The organism is Moritella sp. PE36, from assembly GCF_000170855.1.
Classification (GTDB): Bacteria; Pseudomonadota; Gammaproteobacteria; order Enterobacterales; family Moritellaceae; genus Moritella.
Map to the genome: position 1 here is coordinate 59,183 of NZ_ABCQ01000001.1, position 14,853 is coordinate 74,035.

Annotated in this window: 10 protein-coding genes; 1 reads left to right on the forward strand and 9 read right to left on the reverse strand. The window is 41.7% G+C overall.

Annotation, left to right across the window (positions count from 1 at the left end):
• Complete coding sequence (locus PE36_RS00270; protein ID WP_006029932.1) at nucleotides 1-714, reverse strand: hypothetical protein; 714 nt, start codon at nucleotides 712-714, stop codon at nucleotides 1-3.
• A 102-nt stretch (nucleotides 715-816) separates the two neighbouring features.
• Here PE36_RS00270 and serB point away from each other — a divergent pair, with 102 nt between their 5' ends.
• Nucleotides 817-2,001, forward strand: a complete 1,185-nt coding sequence (gene serB, locus PE36_RS00275; RefSeq protein WP_006029933.1) for a phosphoserine phosphatase SerB — start codon at nucleotides 817-819, stop codon at nucleotides 1,999-2,001.
• Nucleotides 2,002-2,167: 166 nt separating this feature from the next.
• Here the strand turns inward: serB and PE36_RS00280 are convergent, their stop codons facing one another.
• The 8 genes from PE36_RS00280 to PE36_RS00315 all read right to left on the reverse strand — a co-directional run bounded on the left by PE36_RS00280 (nucleotide 2,168) and on the right by PE36_RS00315 (nucleotide 14,720).
• Nucleotides 2,168-4,525, reverse strand: a complete 2,358-nt coding sequence (locus tag PE36_RS00280) for a PilZ domain-containing protein (protein ID WP_006029934.1) — start codon at nucleotides 4,523-4,525, stop codon at nucleotides 2,168-2,170.
• A 122-nt stretch (nucleotides 4,526-4,647) separates the two neighbouring features.
• Nucleotides 4,648-6,267: a GGDEF domain-containing protein gene (locus tag PE36_RS00285; protein ID WP_006029935.1), complete on the reverse strand. Its 1,620-nt coding sequence runs from the start codon at nucleotides 6,265-6,267 to the stop codon at nucleotides 4,648-4,650.
• Between the two features lie 265 nt (nucleotides 6,268-6,532).
• Nucleotides 6,533-8,203, reverse strand: coding sequence for an energy-dependent translational throttle protein EttA (gene ettA, locus PE36_RS00290; protein ID WP_006029936.1), 1,671 nt, complete (start codon nucleotides 8,201-8,203; stop codon nucleotides 6,533-6,535).
• A 198-nt stretch (nucleotides 8,204-8,401) separates the two neighbouring features.
• On the reverse strand, nucleotides 8,402-9,115 hold the full coding sequence (deoD, locus tag PE36_RS00295) for a purine-nucleoside phosphorylase (protein WP_006029937.1): 714 nt from the start codon (nucleotides 9,113-9,115) through the stop codon (nucleotides 8,402-8,404).
• A gap of 95 nt (nucleotides 9,116-9,210) precedes the next feature.
• Nucleotides 9,211-10,425: a phosphopentomutase gene (locus tag PE36_RS00300; RefSeq protein WP_006029938.1), complete on the reverse strand. Its 1,215-nt coding sequence runs from the start codon at nucleotides 10,423-10,425 to the stop codon at nucleotides 9,211-9,213.
• Between the two features lie 117 nt (nucleotides 10,426-10,542).
• Nucleotides 10,543-11,874 carry a thymidine phosphorylase gene (deoA, locus tag PE36_RS00305; protein ID WP_006029939.1) on the reverse strand — a complete coding sequence of 444 codons (1,332 nt, stop codon included), beginning with the start codon at nucleotides 11,872-11,874 and terminating at the stop codon, nucleotides 10,543-10,545.
• A gap of 171 nt (nucleotides 11,875-12,045) precedes the next feature.
• Complete coding sequence (deoC, locus tag PE36_RS00310; protein ID WP_006029940.1) at nucleotides 12,046-12,819, reverse strand: deoxyribose-phosphate aldolase; 774 nt, start codon at nucleotides 12,817-12,819, stop codon at nucleotides 12,046-12,048.
• A 677-nt stretch (nucleotides 12,820-13,496) separates the two neighbouring features.
• Nucleotides 13,497-14,720 carry a NupC/NupG family nucleoside CNT transporter gene (locus PE36_RS00315; RefSeq protein WP_006029942.1) on the reverse strand — a complete coding sequence of 408 codons (1,224 nt, stop codon included), beginning with the start codon at nucleotides 14,718-14,720 and terminating at the stop codon, nucleotides 13,497-13,499.
• Between the last annotated feature and the right edge of the window lie 133 nt (nucleotides 14,721-14,853).

Consider the following 14,853-nt stretch of genomic DNA (forward strand, 5'->3'; position numbering starts at 1 on the left):
TCACCTTTTTGAACGAAATTTATGATGCACGCGGTTGATCGTCACACCGATAATGACACCAAACAGCAATAACAACAGAAACAAGATTAAAATAGATTTAGTGGCATCAAACTGGAAAATAGTGAAGGTTTTAAGCATTTGTTGATAACCAAAATGCAACTGTAAAAAACCCACTGGTTTGTTGTCCGCTAATATCGGCTTTAAATATACCCGTACACCCGCTGGCGCAACATAGTGTTTGTTCGCCATTAACGCTTCGACATAATCGTCTTGTGAAGAACTTAATAATTTACCATTTTCAGCAAAAATGTGCAGGCTAGTCACATATTGATTTTCGCTAACCTCATCCACCAGCTGTTGCAGCTGTTTTTTACTGTTAATACGGATAATACGATCAGTCGAGCTGCGCGCTACAATCAGATTAGCCGCCATTTTAGTCGGATAATCCAATAATGAATGCACCAACATATCGACTTGTTGATAACGAGAAGCCGTGACATTGTTATATAACGAGATAGCAATGAAAATGAAAAATGTGCTCAGACTTAATGCGATCAGTAATGAGGTTTGACCTTTCAGAAATTTATTCCGGCGATTAGACTTATTATCCTCAGTGTCGGGACTGTCTTTGCTCATCTGATGCGTTGCTAAGTGCGGTTCATGCCCAGCGAGCGCTGTGTCTGTAGGCTTGTCATTATTCTTACTTTTAACCACAACGAACTCCTTCCTGAATAGCGTAATTACGAATCGCAATTTTAAGTCGAATGCGTTATCTTTGCTAGTAGTAACCTATCGATTACAAGGATTAGTAGCAAAATGACTCAACTCGCTGAGACTTTATTTAGTAATACCCCGCCAATAGCATGGCCACAATTGTTAACCTTGCACTGTTCTCAAAAAAATACCCAAATCAAACAAGTCACTTACTGTCAGGGTCAATTTAATATTTCTGCGCAAGAACGGCAAGTCATGAATGAGAGTAATAGTCATTATCTCACCTTAATCGGCCCGACTATAGCAAGTGATGCCTTACTCAATTTATTGTCAGCATTAAGTCAGCTACAAGTATCCGCGCAAAGCAGCGGTGATATTATCATTTATCCACCAGCGACCTATTCATTAGAAAATAGCCCATTAACCCACGATGCTTCGGCGGACACTCAAGCCTGTACGCAGGGCGATATCGTTGTTTTAGGCTTTGCTGAGTTATTCACCGAACGCTCAGCTGAACTCTCAGCTAAGCTCTTAAATAAACAGCGCCAGCAATTTAACGATACACTAGCGAGCTGGAGTAACGATTACCACATTGATTATGCACTTAGTCAAACATTACCGAGTTTAAAGCAACCCGGCGTGGTATTAATGGATATGGATTCAACCACCATTCAGATTGAATGTATTGATGAGATCGCCAAGCTAGCTGGTGTCGGCGAGCAAGTTGCAGCAGTGACCGCAAAGGCCATGAATGGCGAGTTAGATTTTTCAGAAAGCTTACGTTCACGTGTTGCCACACTGACTAACTGCCCAGAAGCGGTATTAACGCAAGTTGCAGATGCGATGCCTCTGATGCCAGGGCTAGAGTTATTGATTGCCACCTTACACCAAGCCAATTGGAAAGTGGCGATTGCGTCAGGTGGTTTTACTTACTTTGCTAAGCGTCTACAGGATGATTTAGGTTTTGATGCCGTTTATGCGAATGAACTAGAGATAGTCGATGGCATCTTAACGGGTAAGGTCATTGGCGATATTGTCGATGCACAGGTAAAAGCCGATACGCTGCAAGCATTAGCACAACAATATCAGATAGCGCCACAACAAACTGTGGCAATTGGCGATGGTGCCAATGATTTAATCATGCTTAAGAGTGCGGCATTAGGGGTAGCCATTCATGCTAAACCGATTGTCCAGCAACAAGCTCAAGTGGCATTGAATTATCACGATTTAGAAGGTTTGGTCGGGTTATTACAGGCGGCAAACTGTGTGGAAGCCAGTTGGTCTTAGTACTGTTAATAACTTGCTTTTAGTTCTACTAATAAATCGACCTTAGTACTATTCATGACTTGAGCCTAGTACTAATAGCAAATGGTGTACGCCCACGTTAATGATACTTAAATTACGCTAAGTACAACGTGGGCCTTGTTTAACATGAACCAGTTATCACAACGCCTTAACGCATGCGCCGCAGACCAAGTCGATACAATAACTCCTCTGACACGTCAATCAAGTCAACCACACCCCGTACGCTCCACAGTTCATCTTCCAGTTTTTGCGCTCTGTGCACGGCATAATGACTGACATAGTTAAGTTCTTTTTCAATGTATTCCATATCCGGTCGTCCAGTACGTGACAACATCAATTGAATAGCAAAAAAAGCGCCTTTTTGTAAACTATGGCTAATAAATTGGCGGCGTTCATGGTCATCACTAAAGTCTTTTTCAAATCGGGTGTTAACCTCACTGTCACTTGCCGCAACGGTGATATAAAGTACCTGCTGCCAAGGCCGATAAGTAGACTCTAAACTTGATAATGCCTCATCAAAAACCTGCTTAATACTGCTGTCAGCAAACAAAGGATAAAGGTTATAGGGCGCTTCGGGTTGGCCAAATAGTTCAAATAATGGTAATAAGCTATTTTTATTCTGACTAATGCCGATCCTATCTACCTGATAGCTGTTGTTTACCTTATGGATATACAGGGGCACGGTCGCCAAATTATGGCAATACATATTCCGTAATACCGCAGTGACACCCGGTGATTGACTCGGCTCTGGCATACTTTTTAACTTATCTTTATTACTGCTAATTAACAAATTAAAAAACTGACAACCAATATGATTGTCTTTATCACCGGCGATCTGCAGGTGCAACACGGTGTTGGCTTTATTACAACCAACCACACTGTAGGGTAAATCAACCAGAGCCACTTTCTTGGATAGTTTTTGCAGCATAGGTAATTCAAGGTAAATACGATGGCCTATCTGTACATCCAGAGGTTCTTCTAACTCGATCTGTAAGCCTTCGGTAGAAAAATCATTGCTCCAGCCTTTCATACTACGCTCGGAATTACTGGCTATAATCGCGGTTTTATAACTGAATCGTGCTTCTTTGCGTAATTGTACAAATTTGAACTGGGATAATACTGCGCTTTGCTTTGCGACAGGCAGGCGATATTGGTGCAGTTGATTAAAGTCACTGCCCTGCTGCGTATACGCCTTATAGTCATTCAAAATGTTTTCATTGGTAATATCTTGCAGTAACCCAACCCAACGAATATGTTGTAATGCCTCGATCGTTCTTGTGCCGAGTGGCTGCTGACTTTCTGCTGCGAGCAAATGTTTTTTTTCATCAAATACAGACGGGTTTAACGATAGTTTAAATACCCGAAAGTTAGGACGTTGACAGGCAAACGATAAAAACAAGGCTTTTGAACCGGATTTGGCCAGACTAAACGCATCTGCCGCATAAAAAAACAGGCGGCCATTTTGGCTATAATAAAAGCTGTAGATCGTCGTTTCAATACGTTGCTTCGCTTGTAGCAAGGCTTGCATCCAAGGGGTTTGCCAACATGCTTCTAACTGACTCTTAGACTCTTCATTGACCCAATAATCATACACACCACGGTTATTTTCATTCACTAATAAATGACTCAACACTGGTTTATCATCATTTGCTACATATAACGGCAAACCAGACATACGCGGTAAAAAGAATTGTTCATAGCCTTTAACAACAACATTCTCTTCCTGATAACGCACATTAACTTTATATTTACTCTTATTTTGCGCGATCAACTTACTAATAAAAACATTCAATTCGTTGTTATCATCAATACGCATTAAGCGTAAATAATCAAATTTATCTTCTTCGTCTACCCCCATCAACTTGTAAGCAAAAAAGTCGCGCAGCAAGTGATTGGCATATTCTTGGCGTAAACTAAAAAAGTTCACACTGATTAAACTACCAGCAGCAATATTATGGTCTTTCTCAATTTTAACTTTAATGCCACTAGTTGATATATCTGACGTCATTGCATCGACAAGGCGATCACCAAACCGTAGTTTGATCCCCGAGCTATAATGCATACGTTCTTCATTACGGATAAAATAAGACGCATACTGGACGGGTTCAACGGTAAATGGGGCGGCTGGGTCCATCACTGCAACATCACGTTCAGCGGCGGGTTTACTGCGTTCACTTTGGTGGTAAGCTAATACTTGTTCGTAGATGCCTAAGGTATAATGACCTTGGTGCTGACCTAGCAGGGTTTCTAATAATTTAATTTCGGTCGGGGTCATGTGATGTAAAATACCATCGCATTCATAACCGATCACATCACTATTAACACGTTGGCGAAAATCAAGAATACGTCGTGTGGGCACAGAAAGACGCTTGACCTCCATCTTGATCAAAAAACGGGTACTTTTAGTTTCACCTTCCGTCAACTGTTCCAACAAACGGTTAAAGTCAGGTTCATAATACAAGGTTGCTAATTTTTTAATTACGTCGGCGTAATTAGATAATTCCATGCGGTTGATCACTGCTCAAATTTGAAAATGGATACAATTACGGTTAGCGATAGTACGATAAAGTGCATAGCCAAACCGTCAATAAATAGATAATAACGTTAACCAAGCAAAATAAGTGCCATTTAACAGACTATTTTCTTTCTTTTTTGATGGTGCTCACTTTTTATCGCGTACATTTCATTATCCGCCCCCGTCAATAGCTCATCAGCACTCATATTGGAGTGATAAACACTATAACCAATGCTAATACCGATAGATACATTACACACGGATAAGGCAAATGATTGCAATAAAGTGCGTTCAATTTTGTCACTTAGCTGGGCAGCATACTGCAGATCCGCATTCGGCAGTAAGATCACAAACTCATCACCGCCTAAACGTGTTAGTAGCTCACCAGGCGCACCGAGTAAACGAGAAATACGCAGCGCAACGGCAATTAATAGTTCATCCCCTGCCGCATGACCATAGCGATCGTTGACCTGTTTAAAGCGATCCAGATCCATAAACAATAATACCGGACTAATCTTACCTTTTTTAGCCAAAGGCAAAATATGCTCTAGGGTATCCATGAGTAGCGCTCGGTTCGCTAACCCAGTTAAATTATCATGCATTGCCGCATACCGTACATGTTGCTCCGCGCGTTTTCTTTCCAGTACCTCGCGTTTTAAGCGTTGATTAATCATCAATAAATAACATAACCATAAGCCATTAAATAGCAACGCCGCGACAATCACCTTTGCCCAGACACCCCACACCTGCCAGTCTATTTTCGCCCGTGGTGGAATATAAATAAATTGACTAAAATCACTGCCTTTGGCAATTAAATCGAAATCAATCAACTGCTGTTGCATATCCCGTAAATGCTGCTGATTGATATACCCTAGCGGCACAAAATCTGGCAAGATAAAATCCCGCATGGTAATTAATTGGTATTTCATTTTATTACGCGATGACGAGGACGGTAACTGACTTAACCCGAGCAGCACATCGAGCGTCTCTTCAGTATGGGTTAAGGCATATTCCCAGCCTTGTAATACCGCCGCTCGCACCGCAGCAACACGCTCAGGATTGGCGTTGGCTTCTTGTTCGTTGGTAAATAAGAAACCACTATAAAAATCGATGCCATACTCTTTGGGCATAAAAATAATCGGATCAACCCCCTGACGAACAGCATTATAAGGTCCACGGGTTAAATTAATGCTTAAAGCGTCGAATTGATTATTCACCAAGGTGGTCATATCCCGCGTCACCGAAGGCGATGAGATATTAATGGATTGGATATGGTATTTACGTAATAAACTGATCACTTCAATATCTTGAAATTCGGGTAATAACAATACCCGTTTATCATTTAAGTCCGCTAACTTATTAATACCCTTGTTTTTTAGTACCAATAGCGCCGCCGGAGAATGCTGAAATAGCACCGCAACTGCAACCAATGCTCGACCTTTGGCTTTTTCAATCAATACATCGGCATTGCTGACACCGTATTCAGCGTCACCGTCATCCACGGCTTGGGTGATTGATTGGCGAGAGCGCGAGGAACGTAAATCAACGTCGAGTCCTTGCTGCTTAAAAAAACCTTTATGCAGAGCCATATAATAACCAGCCGATTGGACCATCGTGGTCGATGGCAACAAAATACGAACATGCTCAACATTATGCTCGGCTCGCACTGCAAAAGAGATGATCCCGAAATACAGCGGCAGGATGATAAAAATAGCGTATTTAATTAAAGTCACTGGGAATAAAACAATCCATTGTTTATAGTGTGTCGCTATTTTGCCAACTTGTTAAATCGAAAGCAAAATTTCATTGCGAACAATGACCTAGCAACAACTAATTAACGACTTCTACCCAGAGTAATGATGACATTTTGTCGCACTTTAAAGACAAAGCCATTATCGGTGGTAATGAAACAAGCAAAAAAAAGCCTGTAATATCATAATTACAGGCTTTTAACCTTAATTTGTCTGGTCTGGAATGTGTATCCCATTTAGGACAATATTAGCTAATGCGTTTGTATTTAATACGGTGTGGTTGCATCGCTTCAGGCCCTAGCGTTTTCTTCAACCATGCTTCGTAATCTGTGTAGTTACCTTCGTAGAAGTTCACTTGACCTTCATCACGGTAATCTAAGATATGGGTAGCGATACGATCAAGGAACCAACGGTCATGGGAAATAACCATGGCACAACCAGGGAACTCGAGAATGGCTTCTTCAAGTGCTCGTAATGTCTCGATATCCAAGTCATTGGTTGGCTCATCCAGCAGTAATACGTTACCACCAGCCTGTAGCAATTTAGCTAAATGTAAACGACCACGTTCACCACCAGAGAGCTGACCGACACGTTTTTGCTGATCGGTGCCTTTGAAGTTAAAACGGCTACAATAAGCGCGTGATGACATTTCAAAGTTACCGATCTTGATCGTATCCAGGCCATCGGATAATTCTTGCCAAACGGTGTTATCGCCGTTCATGTGATCACGGAACTGATCAACACTGGCAAGTTTCACACTTTCACCCACAGAGATAGACCCTGAGTCTGGTGATTCGCTGCCATCTAGCATTTTGAATAGCGTTGATTTACCGGCACCATTGGGACCAATAATACCGACGATCGCGCCTTTTGGCATCGAGAATGATAAGTTATCAATTAACACCCGGCCATCATAGGCTTTACATAAGTTTTCAACTTCAATCACTTTGTCGCCTAAACGCTCACCCGGTGGGATGTACAGTTCATTGGTTTCGTTACGACGTTGATAATCTGATTGGTTAAGTTCTTCAAAACGCGCCATACGCGCTTTGCTTTTCGCTTGACGACCCTTTGGATTTGAACGTACCCATTCCAATTCTTTTTCAATCGATTTTTTGCGGGCACTTTCTTTTGATGATTCTTGCGCTAAGCGGGCATCTTTTTGCTCTAACCATGAAGAATAGTTACCTTCCCATGGAATACCTTCACCACGGTCAAGCTCTAAGATCCAACCGGCGACATTATCCAGGAAGTATCTATCATGGGTAATAGCAACAACAGTGCCTTCATAATCATGGAGGAAGCGTTCTAACCAAGCCACAGATTCTGCATCCAAATGGTTGGTTGGTTCATCAAGGAGTAACATGTCTGGTTTTTCAAGCAACAAACGACAGATAGCCACACGGCGACGTTCACCACCCGATAGCAGTTTAATTTTTTTGTCCCAGTCTGGTAAACGTAATGCATCCGCAGCACGCTCAAGTTGGTTTTCGATGTTGTGACCATCGTGTGCTTGAATGATAGCTTCGAATTTTTCTTGTTTCTTCGCTAGCTTATCAAAATCTGCATCCGGTTCTGCGTAGTCAGCGTAAACTTGGTCAAGACCGGCCATTGCATCTTTAAGTTCTGAAATCGCTTCTTCAACGACTTCACGTACTGTCTTTTCTAGATCCAATACTGGTTCTTGCGGCAAGTAACCGATTTTAGTACCGGCGAGTGGACGCGCTTCACCTTCAAAATCTTGATCTACGCCAGCCATAATACGTAACAGGCTTGATTTACCAGAGCCGTTTAGACCCAATACGCCGATCTTGGCACCAGGATAAAAACTAAGTGAGATATCTTTAAGAATGTGACGCTTCGGGGGCACAATTTTGCCAACACGATGCATCGAATAAATAAACTGAGGACCAGCCATTATGTTCTCTTTTAACAAGGAATAAGGAATGTGGGATTAGTGTAAACCTTGCATGCGGTTGATACAAGTATTCATCAGCACCACACAGGAGAGCAGTGATATTCAGCACTATATGTAGAACACAAAGTACAGAGTAAAGCAGAGATAAAAATGCCCACCAATTTACATTAGTGGGCATTGTTCAACAATAAGTTTGTATTAATCTTCGATTAACACAGACTCTAATGCCATGATGATCATGTCATTGAAGGTTAATTGACGTTCTTCAGCTGTTGTAACTTCACCAGTACGGATGTGATCAGATACAGTACAGATACAGATAGCATTTGCGCCGAATTCAGCAGCAACGCCGTATAGACCAGCCGCTTCCATTTCTACGCCAAGTATGCCTAATTTTTCCATTGAATCAAATAATTCTGGTTTTGGTGTATAGAATAAATCTGCAGAGAAGATGTTACCTACTTTCACATCGATTTTACAGGCTTTAGCAGCACGGGTTACTTTGCTTAGCAGTTCCCATGATGCGATTGCTGCGAAATCATAACCGTCAAAACGTGCACGGTTAACAGCAGAATCGGTACATGCACCCATGCCGATCACGACGTCACGTACTTTAACGTCAGTGCTGATTGCGCCACAGCTACCAATACGGATAAGGTTTTTAACACCGTATTCAGTAATTAATTCTTTGGCATAGATAGAGCAAGATGGGATACCCATACCTGAACCCATCACAGAGATACGTTTACCTTTGTAAGTGCCAGTGAAACCTAACATGTTACGCACGTCATTGACTTGTTTCACGTCTTCTAAAAATGTTTCTGCGATGTATTTAGCACGTAGTGGATCGCCTGGGAATAATACCGTTTCAGCGAAATCACCTTTTTCTGCATTAATATGTGGAGTTGCCATTATTTTTACCTTCTTATTTGTTTGTAATGCTCAACATTAAGTAGCTGAGCAACGTTATTTATCGATATGTTCGAGCGCTTAAATATACACTCAATTTATAAAAAGCTGGTACCGTAATCGAGTTTTGGTAACCCGTGATACGCCGCAATTGATTGACCAATATCGGCAAATGTTTCACGTAAACCCAGTGGACCTTTTGGTACATTCTGACCATAAAAGATGACAGGGATATGTTCACGGGTATGGTCCGTACCTGGCGCTGTTGGATCACAACCGTGATCGGCGGTTAATACCAGCACATCACCTTCATCTAGAATGGCTAATAACTCAGGTAAACGCGTATCAAAATACTCTAAGCCTCTTGCATAACCAGCGACGTCGCGACGGTGACCCCATGATGAGTCAAAATCAACAAAGTTAGTGAATACGATAGTCTGATCACCCGCTTGTTTGACTTGCTCTAACGTCAAGTCAAACAGCGCTTCCAGACCCGTTGCTTTGACTTTTTTAGTAATACCTTGGTGAGCATAAATGTCAGCAATTTTACCGACACTCACCACTTCACCACCCGACTCAGCCATACGATCAAGTAAGGTTGGTGCTGGCGGTAACACTGAATAATCTCGACGATTACCAGTACGGGCGAAATCACTCTTATCATTACCGATAAATGGACGCGCAATAACACGACCAATATTGTACGGTTCTAATAGTTCACGGGCTAATTCGCATAACTTAAGTAAACGCTCAAGACCAAAGCTCTCTTCGTGACAAGCAATTTGGAATACACTGTCTGCCGAGGTATAGAAAATTGGTTTGCCAGACGCCATGTGCTCTGCGCCCAACAGATCTAAGATCTCAGTACCAGAAGAATGGCAGTTACCTAAATAACCTGGTAAGTCTGCTTGCTCAACTAATTGATCAAGTAATTCTTGTGGGAAGCTGTTTTCCTTATCAGAAAAATAACCCCAATCAAATAGTACTGGTACACCCGCTATTTCCCAGTGACCACTTGGCGTATCTTTACCACTTGAGATCTCTTGTGCGTAACCGTATGCGCCAATAACCTCTGCACTTTCATCTAAGCCTGCTGGGAATGAACCCACACTATCGGCACATGCATGCGCAAGCCCAAGTTTAGTTAAATTAGGAATATGCAGCGGGCCTTCACGACCGTCATTAGCTTTACCCTCTGCACACCACTGGGCGATGTGACCAAAGGTATTGCTGCCTACATCACCAAATTTATCCGCATCGGCCGAAGCACCAATGCCCAATGAATCCAGCATTAATATAATTGTACGTTTCATCATTCTGACCTATTTCAATTACTATTCGTTATAAACAGTACTATTCGTTATAAACCGTACTGTTCGTTATCGATTTCTATCTATTCGCCATTAACTCAGTTAGCTATTCACTAAACGTTAGACATCAGAAAGTCGAATTTGTTGATAAACATCTGCACTTACTGCAGGTTGTGTATCGCCGATATGGATTGCTTTCAAGATCTCTGCTTGTGCGGCATCAAATTGTGCTTCACTGCGAGCATGCACCATAGCAACTGGGGTATGTGCATCTAAACGCTGGCCCAGTGCAGCAATAGCAGATAAACCCACCGCATAATCGATTTGATCTGTCGCCACCCGACGGCCACCACCCATAGCAACCACCGCCATACCGAAACCACGGGTATCCATTGCGGTTAGATAGCCACTTTGCGTTGCAAATACTGGGCGAATAATATCTGTTTTTGGTAAGTGTAGGTCATAGTTGTCAACAAAATCTGCTGGACCGCCTAAACCTGTCACCATAGAGCCAAATAATTCTGCGGCTTTACCGTTATCTAATACCGCTTGTAATTTATGACGGGCATCATCCGCATTTGTCGCCAGATTTGCTGACACTAACATTTCAACACACAGCGCCATCGTTACAGCAAGCAAACGTGGGTTACGGTATTCACCCGTTAAGAATCGCACCGCTTCACGCACTTCAACTGCATTACCGGCACTGCTTGCCAATACTTGATTCATATCGGTAATCAATGCCGATGTTTTACAACCTGCACCATTAGCAACAGAAACAATGCTCTTAGCAAGTTCAACGGATTGCTCGTGAGTAGGCATGAAAGCGCCACTGCCCGATTTAACATCCATCACTAATGCATCAAGACCAGCAGCGAGTTTCTTCGATAAAATTGACGCGGTGATCAGCGAGATAGACTCTACCGTCGCAGTAATATCGCGAATACCGTAGAAGCGTTTATCTGCAGGGGCTAAGTTTGCCGATTGACCGACAATCGCCACCCCACTGTCTTTTACTACTTGACGGAATTGCGCATTATCAACGGTTGTTTGATAACCCGGGATCGCATCCAGTTTATCTAATGTACCACCGGTATGACCTAGGCCACGGCCTGAGATCATCGGCACAAAACCACCACATGCCGCAACCATAGGACCAAGCATCAGTGAAATAACATCACCAACGCCACCCGTTGAATGTTTATCAACGATTGGGCCATTAAGTTGCATTGCATCCCAATTTAATACTTCACCTGAATCACGCATTGCCGTGGTGATCGCAATACGTTCATCCATGGTCATATCATTAAAATACGTTGCCATCGCAAAGGCGGCAATTTGTCCTTCCGAGATACTGTTATCAGCAATACCATTAACAAAATATTCAATTTCAGCACGACTTAATTCTTCACCATTACGTTTACGGCGAATAATTTCTTGCGGTATAAACATAATTATCTAATCCTTTAATTGGGGAAATCTTAGCTTTAAATACAGAAAGTTAGGATCGAATAAGCACATGTTGTATTGATTAAACCTATCAGTTATTACCAATATGGGTCTTAATCAATAGCAAACACTTTGTTTGTGGATATTGCTATGTCGAGCCTGATAACTAGATAATTAGTAACCGCTGCTATCTGCAGGTTTGTCCGCTAATTCAAGTTCAGCTAATAAGTTAGCAAGTAAACTTGAAGCACCGAAACGGAATTTTGCTGGAGAAACCCAGTCTTGACCTAGAATTGATTCTGCGAGTGCAAGGTATTCACCTGCTTGCTCAGCATTTTTAACACCACCAGCTGGTTTGAAACCAACATCGGTATTTTTCTCGCTGATCACAGTAAGCATGATCTTAGCAAATTCGAGAGTGGCATTAACAGGCACTTTACCTGTTGATGTTTTAATGAAGTCTGCACCGGCATCAATCGAGATCTCACTCGCTTGACGGATGAGTGCTTCAGTCTTAAGTTCACCAGTTTCAACGATCACTTTAAGTTGTACGTTAGCAGGACATGCGGCTTTACAGGCTTTAACAAGTTCAAAGCCAACTTCGGCATTACCAGCCATCAGGGCGCGGTATGGGAATACTACGTCAACTTCATCTGCGCCGTAGGCAACAGCGGCTTTGGTTTCTGCCACTGCGATAGCAACATCGTCGTTACCGTGTGGGAAATTGGTTACTGTGGCTATTTTTACGGTTTCAGCACCAATTGCATTAAGCGTTTTACGGGCGATAGGAACAAAGCGAGGATAAATACAAACAGCAGCAGTATTACCCGCTGCACTCTTTGCTTTATGACACAGTTCAATGACTTTTGCATCGGTATCATCATCATTAAGTGTAGTTAGGTCCATCATGCTTAATGCACGTTGCGCTGCTACTTTAAAGTTACTCATATTAAGTCTCCAAACTCATTAATTTTTTTATAAACCAATAGTAAATCATAGCAATGAATGTCATTGCTAGCGGTAGCTATTCTGGAATAATTTTAATAAAGATGTGTTTAACCTAAGGTAACGACCTAAGCTAAAGGGATGACGTATAATGAGTAAGACTTACTATTACCGTAAAAAAACAGTATTAACTATTACTCTAACTATCAACATAACTATCTTTATGACAAATATCCATGAAGAATAACTATGCGGACTTGGTTCCGTGAAGACTTGATATGACTATCAATTAACATCCTTGTAACCGCGCTAATACAACTAACCAATGCTATATCTAAGCTTAAAGGTCAGTAGTATTTAACGAAAAACACCAAAAGTACATCATGTACGATTAGTTAAAACTACATAATCAAAGTTACGCTAAGTGACAAATAAATCAAGCAATAAATGCCATCATAACCGACCTAGTTCTCACAACGTGTAAATAAACAACAATAAAACAATATATTAAATGTATGGCTATTTAAGCTTATCTTTTATTGAATCTAAGGTTATAAAAATGATCTTTTATTCTATCCAAAAAATGCCCCCAGCTGTCAGTAAAATCACCTGGAGGCTGCTATTATTTTATAACCGTCATGACAACGGTTACAAATTATCACTATTTTAAACGAAGCCTATTAAGCCAAGAACAGACCCGCTAGTGCAGCACTCATTAAGTTAGCGAGAGAAGCCGCAAGTACCGCTTTTATACCCATGCTGGCAATATCGGCACGACGTGAAGGTGCTAAGCTACCTAAACCACCCAGTAAAATGGCAATCGATGAGAAGTTAGCAAAACCACACAGTGCAAATGAGATGATGATTTGGGTATGCTCAGATAGTTCGTTGTTTTTAATGTAGCTAACGAAGTCTAGGAAAGCAACAAACTCATTCACCACCAGTTTTTGACCGATGAAACTACCCGCAGCAACCGCTTCATGCCATGGCACACCGATGACGAATGCTAATGGTGAGAAGATCCAACCTAAGATCATTTGAATCGTTAATTCAGGCATATCGAACCAAGCACCGATACCACCTGTGATACCATTTGCTAATGCAATCAAACCAACGAATGCAATTAACATGGCACCTACGTTAAGCGCTAACATCATACCTGAAGAAGCACCCGCAGCTGCAGCGTCTAGTACGTTTGCTGGTTTGTCTTCATCACTATCATCAAGATCATCAAGCGATACTTTTGGTGTTTCTGTTTCTGGTTTAATGATTTTAGCCATTAATAAACCACCCGGAGCAGCCATGAATGACGCTGCTACCAAGTACTCAATTTTAATACCCAAACCAGCGTAACCCGCTAATACTGAACCAGCAATTGAAGCCAGACCACCCACCATCACCGCAAATAGCTCTGATTTAGTCATTGATTTAATGAACGGACGCACAACCAATGGCGCTTCAGTTTGACCAACAAAGATATTTGCTGTTGCAGAAAGTGATTCTGAGCGGCTCGTACCGAGAAATTTTTGTAGACCGCCACCAACGAAGTTGATCACTACGCTCATCACACCGATATAATATAATACCGCAATCAATGAAGAGAAGAACACGATAACGGGCAATACGTTAATCGCAAAGATGAAACCAAGTTTGAATCTGGCTAAGTCACCAAATAAGAATTGAATACCTTCATTACCATAAGCAATGACGTTTGCTACACCCGTTGATAGACCTTGCAGTAACTCTTTACCGAAAGGAACGTACAAAATAAAGGCACCAATAACGACCTGGATAGCAAATGCGCCACCAACAGTGCGAAGGTTAATTGCTTTTCTGTTATCAGATAACAGTACCGCCAAACCGAGTAGGACAAATACGCCTACAATACCCATAATAAAATTCATTAGGAACAATCTCCAATTTTCGCTGTTAAAGCGTTCTTCAATAGTAAAATCATAGCAATTAATGTTAATTGCTAGCGGTAGCTATTCTGGAATTATTCTAATAAATAGAAGTGCGTAATTGCAGGTAATTGGT

Bases quoted from the DNA above. Each gene is read 5' to 3' on its own strand.
- PE36_RS00315 (WP_006029942.1), bottom strand. From the start codon at position 14,720: ATGAATTTTATTATGGGTATTGTAGGCGTATTTGTCCTACTCGGTTTG.
- serB (WP_006029933.1), top strand. From the start codon at position 817: ATGACTCAACTCGCTGAGACTTTATTTAGTAATACCCCGCCAATAGCA.
- ettA (WP_006029936.1), bottom strand. From the start codon at position 8,203: ATGGCTGGTCCTCAGTTTATTTATTCGATGCATCGTGTTGGCAAAATT.
- deoD (WP_006029937.1), bottom strand. From the start codon at position 9,115: ATGGCAACTCCACATATTAATGCAGAAAAAGGTGATTTCGCTGAAACG.
- deoC (WP_006029940.1), bottom strand. From the start codon at position 12,819: ATGAGTAACTTTAAAGTAGCAGCGCAACGTGCATTAAGCATGATGGAC.
- PE36_RS00280 (WP_006029934.1), bottom strand. From the start codon at position 4,525: ATGGAATTATCTAATTACGCCGACGTAATTAAAAAATTAGCAACCTTG.
- PE36_RS00300 (WP_006029938.1), bottom strand. From the start codon at position 10,425: ATGAAACGTACAATTATATTAATGCTGGATTCATTGGGCATTGGTGCT.
- deoA (WP_006029939.1), bottom strand. From the start codon at position 11,874: ATGTTTATACCGCAAGAAATTATTCGCCGTAAACGTAATGGTGAAGAA.